General features: G+C 61.7%; 15 protein-coding genes and 2 pseudogenes. 7 read left to right on the forward strand and 10 right to left on the reverse strand.

The window, feature by feature from the left end:
• The first annotated feature begins 95 nt into the window (after positions 1 to 95).
• The 3 genes and pseudogenes from AC07T0_RS10445 (at position 96) to AC07T0_RS10455 (ending at position 3,804) form a co-directional block, all read left to right on the forward strand.
• Entirely contained in the window at positions 96 to 2,207 is a 2,112-nt protein-coding gene (locus tag AC07T0_RS10445) for a tetratricopeptide repeat protein (RefSeq protein WP_495001106.1), read from the forward strand.
• Positions 2,208 to 2,399: 192 nt separating this feature from the next.
• Positions 2,400 to 2,503: pseudogene (locus tag AC07T0_RS10450) on the forward strand (sulfate transporter CysZ); the annotation flags it as partial.
• A gap of 77 nt (positions 2,504 to 2,580) precedes the next feature.
• Positions 2,581 to 3,804, forward strand: a complete 1,224-nt coding sequence (locus AC07T0_RS10455) for a glycosyltransferase family 4 protein (protein ID WP_495001107.1) — start codon at positions 2,581 to 2,583, stop codon at positions 3,802 to 3,804.
• Between the two features lie 51 nt (positions 3,805 to 3,855).
• Here AC07T0_RS10455 and AC07T0_RS10460 read toward each other — a convergent pair whose 3' ends face one another.
• The 3 genes from AC07T0_RS10460 to AC07T0_RS10470 form a co-directional block, all read right to left on the reverse strand.
• Complete coding sequence (locus AC07T0_RS10460) at positions 3,856 to 4,959, reverse strand: NADH:flavin oxidoreductase (RefSeq protein ID WP_495001108.1); 1,104 nt, start codon at positions 4,957 to 4,959, stop codon at positions 3,856 to 3,858.
• 258 nt (positions 4,960 to 5,217) lie between these two features.
• The gene (locus AC07T0_RS10465) at positions 5,218 to 5,700 is read right to left on the reverse strand and encodes a glutathione peroxidase (RefSeq protein WP_495001109.1); all 483 of its coding nucleotides are present in this window, start codon (positions 5,698 to 5,700) and stop codon (positions 5,218 to 5,220) included.
• A gap of 136 nt (positions 5,701 to 5,836) precedes the next feature.
• A complete protein-coding gene (locus AC07T0_RS10470) occupies positions 5,837 to 6,322 on the reverse strand; it encodes an FKBP-type peptidyl-prolyl cis-trans isomerase (RefSeq protein WP_495001110.1) in 486 nt (161 codons plus the stop codon).
• 5 nt (positions 6,323 to 6,327) lie between these two features.
• Here AC07T0_RS10470 and AC07T0_RS10475 point away from each other — a divergent pair.
• The 3 genes and pseudogenes from AC07T0_RS10475 to yihG form a co-directional block, all read left to right on the forward strand.
• Positions 6,328 to 6,630 (forward strand): annotated as a pseudogene (locus AC07T0_RS10475) (DUF3565 domain-containing protein); the annotation flags it as partial.
• A gap of 57 nt (positions 6,631 to 6,687) precedes the next feature.
• Complete coding sequence (pta, locus tag AC07T0_RS10480) at positions 6,688 to 8,787, forward strand: phosphate acetyltransferase (RefSeq protein WP_495001111.1); 2,100 nt, start codon at positions 6,688 to 6,690, stop codon at positions 8,785 to 8,787.
• Positions 8,788 to 9,693 carry a 1-acylglycerol-3-phosphate O-acyltransferase, YihG family gene (gene yihG, locus AC07T0_RS10485; protein WP_495001112.1) on the forward strand — a complete coding sequence of 302 codons (906 nt, stop codon included), beginning with the start codon at positions 8,788 to 8,790 and terminating at the stop codon, positions 9,691 to 9,693. It begins immediately after the preceding gene.
• 193 nt (positions 9,694 to 9,886) lie between these two features.
• On the opposite strand, the gene cysN is transcribed toward yihG, so the two are convergent.
• The 3 genes from cysN to AC07T0_RS10500 all read right to left on the reverse strand — a co-directional run bounded on the left by cysN (position 9,887) and on the right by AC07T0_RS10500 (position 13,686).
• The gene (gene cysN, locus AC07T0_RS10490; protein ID WP_495001113.1) at positions 9,887 to 11,785 is read right to left on the reverse strand and encodes a sulfate adenylyltransferase subunit CysN; all 1,899 of its coding nucleotides are present in this window, start codon (positions 11,783 to 11,785) and stop codon (positions 9,887 to 9,889) included.
• 13 nt (positions 11,786 to 11,798) lie between these two features.
• Positions 11,799 to 12,716: a sulfate adenylyltransferase subunit CysD gene (cysD, locus tag AC07T0_RS10495; protein WP_248794828.1), complete on the reverse strand. Its 918-nt coding sequence runs from the start codon at positions 12,714 to 12,716 to the stop codon at positions 11,799 to 11,801.
• A gap of 211 nt (positions 12,717 to 12,927) precedes the next feature.
• Entirely contained in the window at positions 12,928 to 13,686 is a 759-nt protein-coding gene (locus AC07T0_RS10500) for a Nif3-like dinuclear metal center hexameric protein (RefSeq protein ID WP_495001114.1), read from the reverse strand.
• Between the two features lie 102 nt (positions 13,687 to 13,788).
• Between AC07T0_RS10500 and algW the strand changes: the two genes are divergently transcribed.
• Positions 13,789 to 14,946, forward strand: coding sequence for a Do family serine endopeptidase AlgW (gene algW, locus AC07T0_RS10505; RefSeq protein WP_495001115.1), 1,158 nt, complete (start codon positions 13,789 to 13,791; stop codon positions 14,944 to 14,946).
• A gap of 110 nt (positions 14,947 to 15,056) precedes the next feature.
• Here the strand turns inward: algW and AC07T0_RS10510 are convergent, their stop codons facing one another.
• From AC07T0_RS10510 to hisG, 4 genes are all read right to left on the reverse strand, one after another.
• Positions 15,057 to 15,818, reverse strand: coding sequence for a hypothetical protein (locus AC07T0_RS10510; RefSeq protein ID WP_495001116.1), 762 nt, complete (start codon positions 15,816 to 15,818; stop codon positions 15,057 to 15,059).
• A gap of 412 nt (positions 15,819 to 16,230) precedes the next feature.
• Positions 16,231 to 17,283, reverse strand: coding sequence for a histidinol-phosphate transaminase (hisC, locus tag AC07T0_RS10515; RefSeq protein WP_495001117.1), 1,053 nt, complete (start codon positions 17,281 to 17,283; stop codon positions 16,231 to 16,233).
• Positions 17,280 to 18,614 carry a histidinol dehydrogenase gene (hisD, locus tag AC07T0_RS10520; protein WP_495001118.1) on the reverse strand — a complete coding sequence of 445 codons (1,335 nt, stop codon included), beginning with the start codon at positions 18,612 to 18,614 and terminating at the stop codon, positions 17,280 to 17,282. The genes hisC and hisD overlap by 4 nt, the downstream gene beginning before the upstream one ends.
• A 141-nt stretch (positions 18,615 to 18,755) precedes the next feature.
• Positions 18,756 to 19,391: an ATP phosphoribosyltransferase gene (hisG, locus tag AC07T0_RS10525; protein WP_218223576.1), complete on the reverse strand. Its 636-nt coding sequence runs from the start codon at positions 19,389 to 19,391 to the stop codon at positions 18,756 to 18,758.
• Positions 19,392 to 19,463: the final 72 nt, after the last annotated feature.

Genomic DNA, 19,463 nt, shown 5'->3' on the forward strand with positions numbered 1-19,463 from the left:
GTCATGAACGATGGGCGTTTATCTTTCGGTCGGCAGCGGATGTGTACGAAAATCCTTTGCACAACAGTCTCCACTCCCGAATTGGAAGAGCCCGTATGAACGGCACACCGACAGCGTCCGGAAGCACGCAATTGACGCTCTCCGAAGCCATGACCCTGGCCCATCAACACTGGAACGCGGGTCAGGCACAAAAGGCCGAGCAGCTGTGTCAGCGCATCTTGGCGCAATGGCCACAACAGGCCGACGCGCTGCATTTACTCGGGCTGATTGCCCACGCTTTTGGTCGGCTGGAGTTGGCAGTCACCTACATGCGTCAGGCCTGCCTGACGTTGAGCGCACCGGCGATTTACTTCAGTAACCTTGCCGAAATGTGCCGACAACAAGGCCTGCTGGTGGAGGCCGAACAGGCCGGTCGACAGGCCGTTGCGCTGGATCCCGCGCTGGTGGATGCCTGGAGCAACCTGGGGATCATCCTGCAGGAAAGCGGCAAACTGGACGACAGCCTAGAGTGTTTAAAACGCGTCGTAACCCTGCGACCGGAGTCTGCACAGGCGCACAACAATCTGGCCAACACCTATCGCCGCCTGGATCGACCGGACCGTGCCGAGTGGCATTACAAACAGGCGTTGACCCTCGACCCGAATTACGCCGAGGTATACAGCAACCTGTCTTTCTTGCTGAGTTCACAAGGGCATTTCGACGATGCGGTGGCGGCCGGACGACGGGCCATCGAACTCAACCCCCGGCTGATCGATGCGTACCTGAATATCGCCGAAGCCGAAACGCAACGCTTGAATCATGGCGAGGCGTTGCGCTGGCTGGATGCACTGAACACGTTTGCTCCCCAGCATGTCGGTGGCCTCACGGCACGAGCCCTCGTTTTGAAAAATGACGAGACCCAGCGGTGCGCACGGCAAGCGCCGGCATTGGCGCCCAACGACACCCGTGTCCACAACGCCATAGGCAATGCGCTTCAGGCTACCGATCAGCACGATGAGCCCCTGGAGCATTTCAATCAGGCGCTGGTATTGCCTGGCCCGGTGACCGAAGAGGCGATGATCGCGCGAGCCGTACTGCTTCTGGAAAGTGGTCGCGAGGAAGAGGCCACTGTAGCCTTCGAACAGGCTTTGACCGCGTTTCCGGGGTCGATCCGGGGCCCGCTTGCCCTCTGGCATCTGCTGGGTCGGGCCATTCGCCTGCAAGGCCGTATCGTCGAAACCCTGTCGATCCAGGAAATGATCGTGCAAGCGCAGCCGGCCAACATGGCGGCTCGTTTCGATCTGGCCGAAACCCTCCTGCTGCTCGGTAACTTCACTCGGGGCTGGCAGGAATACCGTTTTCGCTACGAACAACAGCACACCCAGGCGCTGGCCCGGCGAGTGCAGCGACCGCGCTGGCAGGGCCAACCGATCCCTGGCAAGACCCTGCTGATCCACGATGAGCAGGGCTTCGGCGATACCTTTCAGTTCATCCGCATGGTGGCCTGGGCCCGCAATCGCTGCGGCGCGCGAGTGGTCTTCCAGGTCAATCCGGAAAGCCTCGGACTGGCCCGGCGTTACCTGGGCAGCGAGGACGTCATTGCCTATAACGAGTTGCCACCGGACTTCGATTTTCATTGCGAACTGATGAGTCTGCCACTGGCCATGAACCTGCAACCGAGCGATCTGCCAGGCAGCGTGGCGTACCTGAGTGCGGATCCGAGCCACGTGGAAAAATGGCGCGCCCGGCTGGCGAACTTGCCACGGCCACTGGTCGGGCTGGTCTGGGCCGGTCGTCCGACCCACTGTAACGATCTCCGGCGCTCAATCGCCCTGAGCGATCTGGCACCTTTGGCCCAGCCGGGCGTCACCTTCCTGGCCTTGCAGAAAGGTCCGGCCAGCGCCCAGGCCGCCACGCCACCCGAGGGCATGTCCCTGGTGTCGCTGAGTGATGAAATTCTCGATTTCGAAGACACCGCGGCCCTGATGATGCTGATCGACCTGACGATCTCCGTGGACTCGGCGCCGATCCATCTGGCGGGCGCGCTAGGGCGCCCGGGCTGGGTCATGTTACCGTTCGTGCCTTGTTGGCGCTGGTTGCTGGAGCGGGACGATTCGCCCTGGTACCCGAGCCTGCGGCTGTTCCGCCAGCCGGGGCCGGATCAATGGCAACCGATGCTCGAATGCATGGCCCAGGACCTTCGCCAACTATCAGTCCAACCCCAATGAGCACTTAGGGGCGGTGGCTGCCGGCAATCCTCACAGGTTGCGCCGATCCAAATCAGCACGCCGAGCCCCCCCGCGCACAGGCAATTTGCCGCGTGATCAGGTCGATACCGATAGCTTTGTACTGACCAGCTTTTATCGGATAACCCGTCCAGACCTGCCGTTGACCGTCTATATCGAGGGCGACGGCATGGCCTGGCGCTGCGGGTGCCGGTGGTCAACATCGTGATGATGCCGGGGCGACCTTGTTCTGGGTCCGTGAGCGCGGCGAAGAAGCCGTGGCCAGCGAGAAGCGCTGAGGCATTCACGCCACCTCGTCACAAATCCATCATCAAACAGCCACAGTGTCGCAACCGCCCGGAGCGACACTGTAAACATGACGACAGCTCTGCATATCACCCTGATCACCGAAACCTTCCCACCGGAAATCAATGGCGTGGCCAATACCCTTGGCCGCTTGTGCGACGGATTGCGCGCCCGCGGGCATCAGATCGAGCTGGTCCGCCCGCGCCAGAGCTGCGACCAGGCCCGTCCCAGCGACACCGAACTGCTGCTCTGCCGTGGCTGGCCGCTGCCCGGCTATCCCGGCCTGCAATGGGGGCAGTCGTCGATGCACAAGTTGCTGCGGCGCTGGAAAAGCCAACGCCCGGACGTGCTGTATATCGCCACTGAAGGCCCCCTCGGCTTGTCGGCCCTGCGCGCGGCCAGGCGTTTGGGCATTTCCGTGGTCAGCGGTTTCCACACCAACTTCCAGCAGTATTCCCATCAATACGGCATGGGTTTGCTGACGCGCGTACTGACCCACTACCTGCGCTGGTTCCACAACCGCTCCAAGCTGACCCTGGTGCCCAGCGTCAGCCAGCGCATGGAGCTGGAGCGGCGGCATTTCGAGCGTCTGGAACTGCTCTCCCGTGGCGTCGACAGCCAGTTGTTCCATCCGGCCAAGCGTTTGAGTGCCCTGCGCGACAGCTGGGGGCTGGCGGACGGTGATATCGCGTTGCTGTATGTCGGACGGCTGGCGACCGAGAAAAACCTCGGTTTGCTCAAGCGAACCTGCGAGCGTCTGCGGGAGACTTATCCACAGCGGCGGATGAAGTTGGTCGTGGTCGGCGATGGTCCACAACGCTGCGTGCTGGAAAAGGAATTGCCCGAGGCGATTTTCTGCGGCACACAGCGGGGCGAGGCCTTGGCCTGCCACTATGCGTCGGCGGATCTGTTCCTGTTTCCGAGCCTTACCGAAACCTTCGGCAATGTGGTGCTCGAGGCACTGGCGTCAGGGTTGGGGGTGGTGGCTTACGATGAGGCCGCGGCGGCCCAGCATATCCGCCATGGTTACAACGGCGTGCTGGCCATGCCTGGCGACGAGGAGGCGTTCTGCGATGCCGCCTGCTGGTTGCTGGAAGGTCGGGAGACCTTGCGCAATGTGCGCCTCAACGCCCGCCAGCATGCCAGCCGGCAGGGCTGGGGGGCGATTGTCGAGCAGTTCGAGAAGCAGTTGCGCGAAGCCTGCGACGCTCCGCCTGTGGATAAACATGTTTCGGCCATGCCGGCGGATGTCGTCGCGACAACCGCCCTCCTGAAAACACCACCAAACCTGTAACTGGCTTGCCGGCGATGGCGGCCGCACAGCCACCATCATCGGCGCGGCCGCTTACACCAGGCTCATCAACGCCTCACGGCTGAACGGCAGGATGTCCTGCTCGCGCCCGTCGCGTACCTTCACCGCCCAATCCGGGTCCACCAGCAGGGCACGGCCCACGGCGACCAGGTCGAACTCGTCGTTGTTCAGACGCTCCAGCAGTTTTTCCAGGCTCGCCGGCTGAGCCACTTTGTCGGTGTTGACCATGAACTGCAGGAACTCGCCATCCAGGCCGACGCTACCCACGGTGATGGTCGGCTTGCCGGTCAGCTGACGGGTCCAGCCCGCCAGGTTCAGCTCGGAACCGTCGAACTCCGGCTCCCAGAAACGCCGCGTGGAGCAGTGGAAAATATCCACGCCGGCGTCGGACAACGGTTTGAGGAATTCGCCCAGGGCCTCCGGCGTTTGCACCAGACGGGCACTGTAGTCCTGCTGCTTCCATTGCGAAAAACGGAAGATGATCGGGAAGTCCGGCCCCACTGCCGCGCGCACGGCCTGGATCAGCTCGATGGCAAAACGTGAACGCTTGGCCAGGCTGCCAGCGTATTCGTCAGTCCGCTGGTTGGTGCCTTCCCAGAAGAATTGGTCGATCAGGTAGCCGTGGGCGCCATGGATCTCGACACCGTCCATGCCGATGCTTTGGGCATCACGGGCGGCCTGGGCAAATGCCGCGATCACCGCGTCGATGTCCTGCTGGGTCATTCCGTGCACCACGACCTGACCGTCCTTGAGCTTCTCGCACGGGCCATAACCCGGCACGCTGGCGTCTGGCTCAGTGCCCAGGCGCCGCACATTACCCACGTGCCAGAGCTGCGGAACGATCTTGCCACCTTCGGCGTGTACCGCGTCGACAACCTTTTTCCAGCCGGCCAGGGCCGCTTCGCCGTAGAACTGCGGCACGTTCGGATAACCATTGGATGCCAGGTGACCGACGGTGGTGCCTTCGCTGATGATCAGGCCGACACCCGCCGCCGCACGCTTGCGGTAATACTCGATGACTTTCGAATTGGGTACGCCGCCCGGGGAAAACGAACGGGTCATCGGCGCCATGACGACACGGGTCGGCAACTCCAGCGCGCCAAGATGGAAAGGTCGGAACAAGGCTTTAACGGGCATGGGAGCACTCCACGGCGCAGGGGGAATTTATGATCAGGATAATATTCCGCCGTGAACACGCCGCCCAGCACTATTGATCTGAGTGATTAAGCTTTAGAAGTGCCAGGAAAGGTATGGCTGTGGGAGCGGAGCTTGTCGGGACGCCGCACCGCCGCGAAGAACGATAACGCGGTGTAACTGAAAAACCGCGCTGCCTCATTCGCGGGCAAGCTCCGCTCCCTCAGGAAGGAGTAGAGCCAACCCATCTGAACAGCAGCATCAAGCCAGGGCTTTTTCGATCGCATGGATCACCGCCGGATCATCCGGAGCGGTACGCGGCGAGAAACGTGCCAGCACGCGACCATCCTTGCCCATCAGGAACTTCTCGAAATTCCAGGTGATATCGCCAGGGAACTCCGCGCCCTCGCCCGCCAGCAGACGGTACAGCTGGTGCCGGTCATGACCGTTGACCTCCAGCTTGCTGCTCAACGGAAAGCTCACGCCATAGTTCAGACTACAGAACGCCTGGATCTGCTCCTCGGAGTCCGGCTCCTGCCCGGCAAACTGGTTGCACGGCAGACCCAGCACGCTGAAGCCCTGAGCCTTGTATTGCTGATAGAGGTGCTCAAGGGCGGCATATTGGGGCGTCAAGCCGCACTTGGAAGCCACGTTGACCACCAGCACTACATGCCCTTTGAAAGGCGCCAGCGGCAGTTCCTGACCATCCAGCGCTTTTAGTGTCAGATCGTGAAAAGCACTCATGACGAACTCCCGTTTTTCCCGGACTTATACGCAAACATTGTTGCCCGACAGCCTGACAGGTTTCCAGTTAAAAACCGCAGCGGACTAAAAAGGCGCCCGTGGGCGCCTTCCAACTACCAGAGCTTAGCAGCAGAAATCAGTGGTGATGGCCGCCTTCGCCATGGACGTGACCATGGGCAACTTCTTCCTGGCTGGCGTCACGGATTTCGATGATCTTGACCTGGAAAGTCAGGCGCTGGCCAGCCAACGGGTGATTGCCATCAACGGTGACATCGTCGCCGTCCAGATCGCGGATGGTGACGATCTGCATCTGGCCGTCCGGAGCGGAAGCGTGAAACTGCATGCCCACTTCCAGCTCGTCGACACCTTCGAACATGCTGCGGCTCAGGGTGCTGACCAGTTCAGCGGAATATTCGCCGTAGGCGTCTTCCGGCTCGACGACCACCTTCAGCTCGTCGCCGACCTTCTTGCCTTCCAGGGCCTTTTCCAGACCTGGGATAATATTGCCGGCACCGTGCAGGTAAACCAGCGGGGCGCCGCCGGCAGAGCTGTCGATGACCTCACCAGCATCGTTGGTAAGGGTATAGTCGATGGAGACAGCCTTGTTGGCAGCGATCGTCATATGAGCGAGACCTTTTGCATAGGAATAAAGAGCGGACAAGTCTAAACAAGGATTCGTCCGAAAGCGAACGGAACCCGGACAGACGGCCCAAGGCCACGCCTGTCACTATTATCGGCTTTCATCAGGACGAGGACGGGCATTGGGTCGCCGAGCTTTCTTGCGGCCATACCCAGCACCTGCGCCATCAACCGCCCTGGCAGTCGCGTGCCTGGGTGCTCGACCCGCGGCAACGGGCGGAAAAAATCGCTCAAGGCTTTGAATGTGGTTGGTGCGCTCAAGGCTCGGTTAACGATAACCTTGGCGACTGAACTTCGCAGACAGCCAGTCATAGGCCGTCGCACTTGCGCTCCCTAAAGAGAATACGCATGCAAACTTTTTTTATCGCGCCCACCGATTTTGGTGTGGGTCTGACCTCGATCAGCCTCGGGCTGGTACGTACCCTGGAACGCGCCGGCCTGAAAGTCGGCTTTTTCAAACCCATTGCCCAGCCCCATCCCGGCGACCTGGGCCCGGAGCGCTCCACTGAACTGGTGGCCCGCACCCATGGCCTGAAACCGCCACAGCCGCTGGGCCTGGCCCATGTCGAGCGGATGCTCGGCGACGGCCAGCTCGATGAGCTGCTGGAAGAAATCATCACCCTCTACCAGCAGGCCGCCGTCGGCAAGGACGTGCTGGTGGTCGAAGGCATGGTCCCGACCCGCAGCGCCAGCTACGCCGCGCGGGTCAACCAGCACCTGGCCAAGAGCCTGGATGCCGAGGTGATCCTGGTCTCGGCGGCGGAAAACGAAGTGCTCAGCGAACTCTCCGGACGGGTGGAACTGCAGGCCCAACTATTCGGCGGCCCCAAGGACCCGAAAGTACTCGGCGTGATCCTCAACAAGGTCCGCACCGACGAGAGCATGGCCGATTTCTCCGCCCGCCTGAAGGAGCATTCGCCACTGCTGCGCAGTGGCGATTTCCGCCTGCTGGGCTGCATCCCGTTCCAGCCCGACCTCAATGCCCCGCGCACCCGCGACGTCGCCGAACTGCTCGGCGCGCAAGTGCTCAACGCCGGTGACTACGAGCAACGGCGCATGAACAACATCATCATTTGCGCCCGTACCGTGCGCAACACCATCGACCTGCTCAAGCCCGGCGTGCTGGTGGTGACTCCCGGCGACCGCGACGACATCATCCTCGCCGTAAGCATCGCGGCGATGAACGGCGTGCCCCTGGCCGGCCTGTTGCTGACCAGCGACACCCTGCCCGATCCGCGCATCATGGAGCTGTGTCGTGGAGCGATGGCGGCGGGCCTGCCGGTGTTGTCGGTGAGCACCGGCTCCTACGACACCGCCAACCAGCTCAATGGCCTGAACAAGGAAATCCCCATCGATGACCGCGAGCGCGCGGAGATTATCACCGACTTCGTCGCCGGGCACCTCGACGCCGACTGGTTGCACCAACGTTGCGGCACCCCACGGGAAATGCGCCTGACCCCGGCGGTGTTCCGTTATCAATTGATCCAGCGCGCCCAGGAAGCCAACAAGCGCATCGTCCTGCCCGAAGGCAGCGAACCGCTGACCGTGCAGGCGGCCGCCATCTGCCAGGCCCGCGGCATCGCCCGCTGCGTGTTGCTGGCCAAGCCGGCGGAAGTCGAAGCGGTGGCCCGCGCCCATGGCTTCGAATTGCCGCCTGGGCTGGAGATCCTTGACCCGGACCTGATTCGCGGACGCTACGCCGAACCCATGGTGGCCCTGCGCAAGAGCAAGAGCCTGAACACACCGATGGCCGAGCAGCAACTGGAAGACACCGTGGTGATCGGCACCATGATGCTGGCACTGGACGAAGTCGACGGGCTGGTCTCCGGGGTCATCCACTCCACCGCCAACACCATCCGCCCGGCCCTGCAACTGATCAAGACCGCGCCGGGTTGCACCCTGGTGTCGTCGGTGTTCTTCATGCTGTTCCCGGACCAGGTGCTGGTCTATGGCGACTGTGTGATGAACCCCCATCCGTCGGCGGCGGAGCTGGCCGAAATCGCCTTGCAAAGCGCCGACTCGGCCCAGGCCTTCGGCATCACCCCACGGGTGGCGATGATCAGCTATTCCAGCGGCGAATCGGCCAGTGGCGAGGAAGTGGAGAAAGTCCGCGAAGCCACTCTGCTCGCCCATGAGTCGCAAAGCACCTTGCTGATCGACGGCCCGCTGCAGTACGACGCCGCGGCCAACGAAGCCGTGGCCCGGCAACTGGCGCCCAACAGCCAGGTGGCGGGACGCGCCACGGTGTTCGTGTTCCCCGACCTGAACACCGGCAACACCACCCACAAGGCGGTGCAACGCAGCGCCGACTGCGTCAGCCTGGGGCCGATGCTGCAGGGCCTGCGCAAGCCGGTCAACGATCTGCCGCGTGGCGCCCAGGTGGACGATATCGTCTACACCATCGCCCTCACCGCGATCCAAGCCGCCAACCGACCTGTGGATATCTAGATGCTCGACTTTATGCCTGCGTCCCTGCGCGGCGTGATCGCCTCGCTGCTGTTGACGTTGAATACCCTGCTGCTGTGCTCGTTCCTGTTCTGCGTGGCCCTCCTCAAGGCCCTGCCCTTTGCCCTGACCCAGCGTTTCACCGGCTGGTTGATGAACCATACCCATGAAGCCTGGGTCAGCAACAACAAGGCCTGGATGCAACTGGTCCGCCGGACCCGCTGGCACCTCAGCGGCCTGGAGGGTCTGGACTACCAGCATTCCTACCTGGTCACCAGCAACCACCAGAGCTGGGTCGACATCATGGTCTTGCAATACGTGCTCAACCGGAAGATCCAGCCGCTGAAGTTCTTTCTCAAGCAGGAGCTGATCTGGGTCCCGGTGATCGGCCTGGCCTGGTGGGCCCTGGGTTTCCCCTTTATGAAGCGCTATTCCAAGGCGTATCTGGAGAAGCACCCGGAAAAGAAAGGCAAGGACCTGGAAACCACCCGCAAGACCTGCGCGAAGTTTCGTGACAACCCTGTGGGTATCTTCAACTTTGCTGAAGGCACGCGCTTTACCAAGGGCAAGCATGCGCAGCAGCAGTCACCCTTTCGTTATCTGCTCAAACCCAAGGCCGGTGGTATCGCCTTTGTGCTGGATGCCATGGGCGAGCAGTTGGAGTCCATCGTCAACGTGACCATCCACTATCCAGGTGGCAAACCGGGCTATTGGGATCTGCTGTGTGGCAACGTGCGCGACGTGGTGGTGCACTTCCAGGAACTGAAGATCCCGCCGCAGTTTGTCGGCAGGAACTATGACCAAGACGGCGAATACCGCCTGGCGTTCCAGGGCTGGATCAACCAGCTGTGGGAGGACAAGGACGCCTTGCTGGCGCAGATGCATCGCGAGTATCCCGTCAAGTCTTGAGGCGTCTGCAAGGGCCTCTTCGCGGGCAAGCTCCGCTCCCACAGGTTTTCGGTCGTGCACAGATCTTGAGCACGACCCGGACATTGTGGGAGCGGAGCTTGTCGGGGCGCCGAACCGCCGCGAAAGCGATCTCCAGAACGCAAAAAACCCGCAGCCGATCACTCGACTGCGGGTTTTTTAATGCATCGGATCCTTAGATCGCGCCGCGCTGGCGCAACAGCTCCAGGACTTTCTTCACGCTGTCTTCCAACGACAAAGCCTGCGTATCCACCATCAGGTCGGCATTCAACGGCACGTCGTAGGGAAACGACTCGCCTGGAATATTATCGCCACCGGCCGCATACAAGCCCTGGGGATCACGCGCCTGACAAGCCTGCGGCGAAGCCTGGACGTACACCGTCAACATACGCTCGGCGCCAATCAGTGCCTTGGCCTGCTCACGACCTTCGGCATCCGGCGCAACGAACGCGGCCAGGGTCAGCAGGCCAGCCTCGTTGAACTGACGCGCCACGTGGGCGGCACGCCGCCAGTTCTCGGTGCGCCCGGCGCGATCCTGCAGCAAGCCCTTGTTCAGGTCATGACGCAGGTTCTGGCCATCCAGCACGAACACCGCACGACCCAGGTCGAACAATTTGCGCTCCACGGCGTAAGCCAGGGTGCTCTTGCCCGCGCCCGACAGGCCGGTGAACAGCACCGTCGCCGGTTGCTGGCCAAAACGCTGGGCACGCTCCTCGGTGGCGACATGGGCCAGCTTGCCGTGATGGGTGGTGCTGCCATGGGCCAATGGCTGGGCGACAATCATGCCGGCGCCCACGGTGCCATTGGTCAGGCGGTCGATGATGATGAACGAGCCGGTGGTGCGGTTGCTGTCGTAACCGTCCAGGGCAATCGGTGCATCCAGGGCGATCCTGACCTTGCCGATTTCGTTCAACTGCAAGGCGCTGGCCGGACCTTCTTCCAACGTGTTCACATCGACCTTGTTGACGATGCTGGCAATCGAACCCGGCACGTAGCTGGTGGCGCGCTTGATGTCGTATTTCTTGCCCGGCAACATCGGCTCTTCAGCCATCCAGACCAGCATGGCCTCGAAGCTGTCGGTCACTGGCGGGACATTGTCGGCATGCACCAACAGGTCGCCACGGGAGATATCGATCTCGTCTTCCATGGTCAGGGTCACCGCCTGACCGGGACCGGCGTGCTCCAACTCGCCATCGAAAGTGACGATGGACTTGACCCGGCTGCTCTTGCCCGAGGGCAGCACCACCACGTCGTCGCCCTTCTTCACGATGCCGCTCGCCAGGGTGCCGGCGAAGCCACGGAAGTTCAGGTTCGGCCGGTTGACGTACTGCACCGGGAAACGCAGGTCGGTGAAGTTACGGTCGCCCGCCACTTCCACTGTTTCGAGGATTTCCATCAGCGACTGACCGGTGTACCAGGGCGAACGCTCGCTCTTGTTCACCACGTTGTCGCCCTTCAAGGCCGACATCGGCACAAAGTGCATGCTGGTCGGCTTCAGCTTCAAGCCTTCGGCGAACTTCAGGTAGTCGGCCTTGATCGACTCGAACACGCCCTGGTCGAAGTCCTTGAGGTCCATCTTGTTGATGGCGACGACGATGTGCTTGATCCCCAGCAAGGAGGCGATAAAGCTGTGGCGACGGGTCTGGGTCTGCACGCCATAGCGGGCGTCCACCAGGATGATCGCCAGGTCACAGGTCGACGCACCAGTGGCCATGTTGCGGGTGTACTGCTCATGGCCGGGGGTGTCGGCGATGATGAACTTGCGCTTGGCGGTGGAGAAATAGCGGTAGGCGACATCGATGGTGATGCCCTGCTCGCGCTCGGCCTGCAGGCCGTCGACCAGCAACGCCAGGTCGATATCGTCACCGGTGGTGCCGACTTTCTTCGAATCGCGGGTGATGGCTTCCAGATGGTCTTCGTAGATCATCTTGGAGTCGTGCAGCAGGCGCCCGATCAGGGTGCTCTTGCCGTCGTCGACGTTACCGCAGGTCAGAAAGCGCAGCAGTTCCTTGCGCTCGTGCTGGCCCAGGTAGGCGAGGATGTCCTCGCTGATCAAATCAGATTGATGCGACATGCTTAGACCCTACTTAGAAATAGCCCTGACGTTTTTTATCTTCCATTGAGCCTGCGCCATCGTGATCGATGACCCGGCCCTGACGCTCGGAAGTACGCGTCAGGAGCATTTCCTGAATGATGTCCGTGAGGGTTTCAGCCTCGGACTCCACCGCGCCCGTCAACGGGTAGCAGCCAAGGGTACGGAAACGCACCTTCTTCTTGACGATGCGCGCCTTGTCCTCGTCGGACAGGTGCTCGAGGATCCGCTCGTCGTCGATCATGATCAGCGTGCCGTTCTTCTCGATGACATCGCGCTCGGCGGCGAAATACAGCGGCACGATCGGGATGCCTTCGAGGTAGATGTACTGCCAGATGTCCAGCTCGGTCCAGTTCGACAAGGGGAAGACGCGGATCGACTCACCCTTGTTGACCTTGCCGTTGTAGACGTTCCACAGCTCCGGACGCTGATTCTTCGGGTCCCAACGGTGCTTGCTGTCGCGGAAGGAGTAGACGCGCTCCTTGGCCCGCGACTTCTCTTCGTCACGCCGGGCGCCACCGAAGGCCGCATCGAAGCCGTACTTGTCCAGGGCCTGCTTGAGGCCCTCGGTCTTCATGATGTCGGTGTGCTTGGCACTGCCGTGGGTGAAGGGGTTGATGCCCTGCGCCACACCCTCTGGGTTCACGTGGGTGATCAGGTCCAGGCCCAGCTCGGCGACCATCTTGTCGCGGAAACTATACATCTCCTGGAATTTCCAGCGAGTATCGACATGCATCACCGGAAACGGCAGCTTGCCCGGGAAAAACGCCTTGCGCGCCAGGTGCAGCATCACGGCGGAGTCTTTACCGATGGAGTACAGCATCACCGGATTATCGAACTCGGCGGCCACCTCGCGGATGATATGGATGCTTTCCGCCTCCAGCTGTTTCAGATGCGTCAGTTTGTCGACCATGGCTACTCACGAAAAGCGTTCTTATGGACGGCCAACGGGCCGTGTTCGAGCGAGGCATGCTAGCACAGCACCCTATTCTATTGAGGGGGCTAACTAGATCGAAACGGTATAAGAATATACCCCCCTGTTTGGCCAGATCGGACCTGGGGGAGCGGAGCTTGCTCCCACAAGGGCAGCGCACCCACCCGGGCAAATCGGTGTTGTGCCGTTGCTAGATCGGATTCGGGCAATCGATAAACAGATGCTCCAGGGCGAAACGTCGCGCCAGGTACTCGCCCAGCGCCTGCACGCCATAACGCTCGGTGGCGTGATGGCCGGCGGCGATAAAGCTGATGCCGTTCTCCCGTGCGCTGTGGAAGGTCTGCTCGGACGCCTCGCCACTCAGGTACAGGTCCACACCGGCCAGCACCGCCTGGTCGATATAACCCTGGCCACCCCCGGTACACCAGCCGACCCGACGAATCATCTCATCGCCTTCGATCAGCAACGGCTCGCGCCCCAGCACTTCCTGAACCCTGCGCGCGAAGTCACGGGCGCTCAGCGGTTCGTTCAGCGAGCCCACCAAGCCGACAATTTTCGGGTTTTCCGGGTCCAGCGGGCCCTCCACGGTAATATCCAGTTGCCGCGCCAACTGCACGTTGTTGCCGACCTCCGGGTGCAGGTCCAATGGCAGGTGATAGGCCAATAAACTGATATCGTGCTTGAGCAAGGTCTTCAGCCGACGCTGCTTCATGCCGGTGACACAAGGGTCCTCGCCCTTCCAGAAATAACCGTGATGCACCAGGATCAGGTCGGCCTCGGCCTCGACGGCCGCATCCAGCAACGCCTGGCTGGCGGTGACACCGCTGACGATACGCATCACCTGCGGCCGGCCCTCGACCTGCAGGCCATTGGGGCAATAATCGGCAATCCGCGCGCTGTTTAGAAAGCGATCCGCTTCCTCGACCAACGTATTCAATGAAACCGCCATAAAAACTCCTGAATATCCCATTCAGAGGCGCTCGCGGCCTCGTATAATGCGCCACATTATGGGCCGTCCGACATGGCCTGCAACCTTCCAGGACTTTGCTCAATGCTCAAGGCTCTGCGTTTCTTTGGCTGGCCGTTGCTGGCCGGTGTGCTGGTAGCTTTGCTGGTTATCCAGCGCTACCCGCAATGGGTCGGCCTGCCCAACCTCGATGTGAACCTGCAACAGGCGCCGCAGACCACCCTCAACCAGCAGGGTCCGGCCTCCTACGCCGACGCGGTGACCCTTGCCGCGCCAGCGGTGGCCAACCTGTACACCACCAAGATGGTCAACAAGAACAGCCATCCACTGTTCGAGGACCCGCAATTCCGACGTTTCTTCGGCGACAACCTGCCCAAGCAGAAGCGCATGGAGTCGAGCCTGGGCTCGGCGGTGATCATGAGTCCCACCGGCTACCTGCTGACCAACAACCATGTGACTGCCGGGGCCGACCAGATCGTGGTGGCCCTCAAGGACGGTCGCGAAACCCTGGCCAAGGTGGTCGGCAGCGATCCGGAAACCGACCTGGCGGTGCTCAAGATCGATCTGCCGAACCTGCCGTCGATCACCATTGGCCGTTCGGATCAGATCCGCATCGGCGATATCGCCCTGGCCATCGGCAACCCGTTCGGGGTTGGCCAGACCACTACCATGGGCATTATCAGCGCCACCGGCCGCAACCAGTTGGGCCTGAACAACTATGAAGACTTCATCCAGACCGACGCGGCCATCAACCCCGGCAACTCCGGTGGCGCGCTGGTGGATGCCAATGGCAACCTGACCGGCATCAACACCGCGATTTTCTCCAAGTCCGGCGGTTCCCAGGGCATCGGCTTTGCGATCCCGATCAATCTGGCGGTGGAGGTGATGAAGGCGATCATCGAGCACGGCCAGGTGATTCGTGGCTGGCTGGGGATCGAGGTACAGCCCCTGACCCAGGACCTGGCGGAGTCGTTCGGCCTCAGCGGTCGTCCGGGCATCGTGGTGGCGGGGGTGTTCCGTGACGGTCCGGCGCAGAAGGCCGGTTTGCAACTGGGGGATGTGATTCTCAGCATCGACGGCGAACCGGCCACGGACGGTCGTCGCTCGATGAATCAGGTGGCGCGGATCAAGCCGACCGACAAGGTGGCCATCCAGGTGCTGCGCAACGGCAAGGAGCTCAAGCTGATCGCCGAGATTGGCTTGCGCCCACCGCAGCAGACGCCGCCGCAGGAAGAGGAATAAGGCAATCGTGCCGACGCCGGACTTGACTCCAAGTCCAGCGTCGTCTATCACGCCGCTATCGCCAGCAAGCCGACTCCCACAAGTCGGCGTCGCATCGCAATGACGCAGTATCAGCCAGCCAGCTTGGACGACTTCAGCTCCTCACTGAAGCGCTGCGAACGCACACCCTTGTTGTCGTAATACTCTTCAACCGACTTAACAAAGCGCTTTTGCTCGGGCACATACCAGAACGCCTTGTACAGGCGGCCACTGGCAGGGCGCGCCGCTATGCGTTGAGCATTGGAGACCGTTGTTACCTGACCGGGTGTCACGACAGCCTGCGCACCACCTACTGCAACAGGCGCCAGCATCACCGACCACTGGCCTTCGGATTCGATCTTCAGCGCCTTGAACGTGCCTGCCGGCACCTGGACATCTTCCCAACCTGTTACCACGTAGTCGTTATGAAAGGTCTCTCTGGAATGCAGGCGGTTCGGGTTCAGCTCGGTGTATTCGACCGTCCAGGTCTTGCCTTCGCTCAAGGGAAACGCGAGCGGGCGATTGACCACCTGCTGCTTGCCGTTGATATCACGGGAGCGGCTCCAGTCCAGGCCCACCAGGCTTTCAACCGGCGCCTGGTTGGAGCCGTCCTGCTTGTTGCTGACCAGCACGTTATGACTGTCAACGCGCTCGACCGTCAGCAAGGTGTTCTTGCTCGAGAAACCTTGCGGCCCGGTTTCCACTGTTTCGGCATAGACCCAGCTATCCCCGGCCTTCAAGGTCGGCGCATCGACCGATTGGGCATACGCCGAACCGCACATCAAGCCAAGCACAGCGGCAGATAGTGTTTTTAGCATCACATTTTCCCTGAATGTCTGACCTGGCAAGCCCATTTGAGACTCACCAAACGTGTGACGCGAGTGACTCTTGCCGATAGCGGCACGAGCATCCTGAATAACTGCCAACCCCAGGCTTGGGGTGTGTAGCTCACTTCAACTGGCACAACCGAGCCCATCGACCGCCACTCGAAACAAAGCGGGCAAGCATTCGAAGGCTCATATCATAGTGCCATTTGACAATAGGCTGACGTGAGCTGAGGGTTTCATCGACGTCATGAATATGAGGGCCGTTCAGCAAAGCGACAGTATTCGCCCCGGCCCAAGCTCGTCGTTCAAATCAATAGAGGGGTTTATTGCGCTGCATCGGCTTTTGGGAAGGGTTGTACAGCCATGATCGTGCGCCAAAAAGTCCGCACACACAGATACCCACCCCGCAAGCGATGCGTTACGGGGTGGGACGACACACCTAGAGTTCGCCCAGGGCGTCGATCAGGGCCTGGTTCTGAGCAGGCAGCCCGATGGTGATCCGCAGAAACTGGGCAATCCGCTCCTGCTTGAAGTGCCGCACGATCACCCCCTGCTCCCGGACCTTGGCCGCCAGTGCCGCCGCATCGTGTTGCGGGTGACGGGCGAAGATGAAGTTCGCCGCCGACGGCAACACCTCAAACCCCTTGGCCTGTAACTGCGCCACCAGCCACTCGCGACTGTCGATGACCTTGCGGCAGCTGTCCTCGAAATACGCCCGGTCCGCGAACGCCGCCGCCGCGCCGGCAATCGCCATGCGGTCCAGCGGGTAGGAGTTGAAGCTGTTCTTGATCCGCTCCAGGGCCTCGATCAGGTCCACATGCCCAACCGCCAGGCCGACCCGCAGCCCCGCCAGAGAGCGCGACTTGGACAGGGTCTGGGTCACCAGCAGGTTCGGGTAACGGTCCACCAGGCCGATGGCCGTTTCGCCACCGAAGTCGATATACGCCTCGTCGACCACCACCACCGAATCCGGACTGGCCTTGAGTATCTGCTCCACCGCGTCGAGCGCCAGCAGGCAACCGGTTGGCGCGTTCGGGTTGGGGAAAATGATCCCGCCGTTGGGCCGGGCGTAATCCGCCACACGGATCTGGAACTGCTCGTCCAGTGGCACAGCATCGAAGCTGATGCCGTACAGGCCGCAGTACACCGGATAGAAGCTATAGCTGATATCCGGGAACAGCAGCGGCCGGTCCTGTTGGAACAGACCATAGAAGATGTGCGCCAGGACTTCGTCGGAACCGTTGCCGAGAAACACCTGGTTGGTCTTCACCCCGTAGTACTCGGCCGCGGCGTGCTTGAGCAGGTCGCCGTTGGGGTCCGGGTACAGGCGCAGGTCGTCGCTCACTTCAGCCTTCATCGCGGCCAGGGCCTTGGGCGAAGGACCGTAGGGGTTTTCATTGGTGTTGAGCTTGACCAGCTTGCTCAGCTTCGGTTGTTCACCTGGCACATAGGGCACCAGGTCCTTGACGAATTTGCTCCAGAACTTGCTCATGCTTGTTTCCCCTGTTCCTTATCAGCGACGATCCGGTATTCCGCACTGCGGGCGTGAGCGCTCAGCGACTCGCCACGGGCCAGGACCGAAGCGGTTTTGCCCAGTTCGGACGCGCCCTGCTCCGAGCAGAAAATGATCGACGAACGTTTCTGGAAGTCATACACCCCCAGCGGCGACGAGAAGCGTGCGGTGCCGGAAGTCGGCAACACGTGGTTGGGACCGGCGCAGTAGTCGCCAAGGGCCTCGGAAGTGTGACGGCCCATGAAAATCGCCCCGGCATGACGGATCTGCGGCAACCAGGCCTGCGGGTCGGCGACCGACAGCTCGAGGTGTTCCGGGGCGATGCGATTGGCCACGTCGATGGCCTGCTGCATATCACGCACCTGGATCAGGGCACCGCGGCCGTTGAGCGAAGTCTCGATAATCGCCGCGCGCTCCATGGTCGGCAGCAGCTTAGCGATGCTCGCGGCGACCTGGTCGAGGAACGCGGCGTCCGGGCTGACCAGGATGGCCTGGGCATCTTCGTCGTGCTCGGCCTGGGAGAACAGATCCATGGCGATCCAGTCCGGGTCGGTCTGGCCGTCGCAGACCACGAGGATCTCCGACGGTCCGGCGATCATGTCGATACCGACCTGGCCGAACACGTGACGCTTGGCCGTGGCCACATAAATATTGCCGGGGCCGACCACCTTGTCAACCTTGGGCACGCTCTCGGTGCCGTAGGCCAGTGCCGCGACCGCCTGAGCCCCGCCGATGGTGAACACCCGATCGACCCCGGCAATGCACGCCGCCGCCAGCACCAGTTCGTTGATCTCACCACGCGGGGTCGGCACCACCATCACCACTTCGGCAACCCCCGCCACCTTGGCCGGAATCGCGTTCATCAGCACCGAAGACGGATAGGACGCCTTGCCCCCCGGCACGTACAAGCCGGCGCGGTCCAGTGGCGTGACCTTCTGGCCGAGCACCGTGCCGTCGGCCTCGGTGTAGCTCCAGGAGTCCTGCTTCTGCTTTTCGTGGTAGCTGCGCACGCGCTCGGCGGCCTTTTCCAGGGCCTCGCGCTGCGGCGCGGTGATCCGCGTCAGAGCCAGTTCCAGGCGCTCACGGGGCAGGATCAGGTCAGCCATGGAAGCGACTTCCAGGCCGTCGAAACGCTGGGTGAATTCCACCAGCGCCGCATCGCCGCGCTCGCGCACGGCCTTGATGATGTCCAGCACCCGCTGGTTGACCGAGTCGTCGGACACACTTTCCCAGCTCAGCAGATGATCCAGATGATGAGCAAAGTCAGGATCGGCGGCGTTGAGTCGGCGAATTGCGTTGGACGTGGTCATAGCGAGGGCCTCAATAATTGGCAAATGCTTGGGAACAGCAGATCTCAGGCGCCGCAAGACAACCAAGCCATCCGCGTGGGCACCTGAGAATTCTGGCTATGACACGGATAGATGGGCGCGGCTCAAGGCCGCGCAATTGAATCAGCTGCGGTGTCGCGACTCCACTGCCTTGCGCAGGGTATCGATCAGGGACTGGATACGGGCGTGCTGCATTTTCATCGACGCCTTGTTCACCACCAGGCGGGAGCTGATGGTGGCGATCAGTTCCTGGGGTTCCAGGCCGTTGGCCCGCAGGGTATTGCCGGTGTCGACAACGTCGATGATCTTGTCGGCCAGGCCGATCAGCGGCGCCAGCTCCATGGAGCCGTAGAGTTTGATGATATCGACCTGACGGCCCTGTTCGGCGTAGTAGCGCTTGGCCACGTTGACGAACTTGGTCGCCACGCGCAGACGGCCCTTGGGCTCGACGGCACCGATGGCGCCGGCGGTCATCAGCCGGCACTGGGCGATCTGCAGGTCCAGGGGTTCGTACAACCCCTGGCCGCCGTATTCCATCAACACATCTTTACCGGCCACACCGAGGTCAGCCGCGCCATGCTCGACATAAGTCGGCACGTCGGTAGCCCGCACGATCAGCAGACGGACGTCGTCCTGGGTCGTGGGAATGATCAGCTTGCGGCTCTTGTCCGGATTCTCGGTCGGCACGATGCCCGCTTCAGCGAGCAGCGGCAGGGTGTCATCGAGAATGCGGCCCTTGGACAGTGCAATGGTCAGCATGGGAAAACCTAATTCCTTCAATCAGGATACTGCAACACTCTAACAGACCGACCCGCCCCTGTAGGAGCAAGC

The organism is Pseudomonas sp. GW821-FHT04D07 (assembly GCF_059420225.1).

Bases quoted from the DNA above. Each gene is read 5' to 3' on its own strand.
- AC07T0_RS10445 (WP_495001106.1), top strand. From the start codon at position 96: ATGAACGGCACACCGACAGCGTCCGGAAGCACGCAATTGACGCTCTCC.
- AC07T0_RS10455 (WP_495001107.1), top strand. From the start codon at position 2,581: ATGACGACAGCTCTGCATATCACCCTGATCACCGAAACCTTCCCACCG.
- AC07T0_RS10460 (WP_495001108.1), bottom strand. From the start codon at position 4,959: ATGCCCGTTAAAGCCTTGTTCCGACCTTTCCATCTTGGCGCGCTGGAG.
- AC07T0_RS10465 (WP_495001109.1), bottom strand. From the start codon at position 5,700: ATGAGTGCTTTTCACGATCTGACACTAAAAGCGCTGGATGGTCAGGAA.
- AC07T0_RS10470 (WP_495001110.1), bottom strand. From the start codon at position 6,322: ATGACGATCGCTGCCAACAAGGCTGTCTCCATCGACTATACCCTTACC.
- pta (WP_495001111.1), top strand. From the start codon at position 6,688: ATGCAAACTTTTTTTATCGCGCCCACCGATTTTGGTGTGGGTCTGACC.
- yihG (WP_495001112.1), top strand. From the start codon at position 8,788: ATGCTCGACTTTATGCCTGCGTCCCTGCGCGGCGTGATCGCCTCGCTG.
- cysN (WP_495001113.1), bottom strand. From the start codon at position 11,785: ATGTCGCATCAATCTGATTTGATCAGCGAGGACATCCTCGCCTACCTG.
- cysD (WP_248794828.1), bottom strand. From the start codon at position 12,716: ATGGTCGACAAACTGACGCATCTGAAACAGCTGGAGGCGGAAAGCATC.
- AC07T0_RS10500 (WP_495001114.1), bottom strand. From the start codon at position 13,686: ATGGCGGTTTCATTGAATACGTTGGTCGAGGAAGCGGATCGCTTTCTA.
- algW (WP_495001115.1), top strand. From the start codon at position 13,789: ATGCTCAAGGCTCTGCGTTTCTTTGGCTGGCCGTTGCTGGCCGGTGTG.
- AC07T0_RS10510 (WP_495001116.1), bottom strand. From the start codon at position 15,818: ATGGGCTTGCCAGGTCAGACATTCAGGGAAAATGTGATGCTAAAAACA.
- hisC (WP_495001117.1), bottom strand. From the start codon at position 17,283: ATGAGCAAGTTCTGGAGCAAATTCGTCAAGGACCTGGTGCCCTATGTG.
- hisD (WP_495001118.1), bottom strand. From the start codon at position 18,614: ATGACCACGTCCAACGCAATTCGCCGACTCAACGCCGCCGATCCTGAC.
- hisG (WP_218223576.1), bottom strand. From the start codon at position 19,391: ATGCTGACCATTGCACTGTCCAAGGGCCGCATTCTCGATGACACCCTG.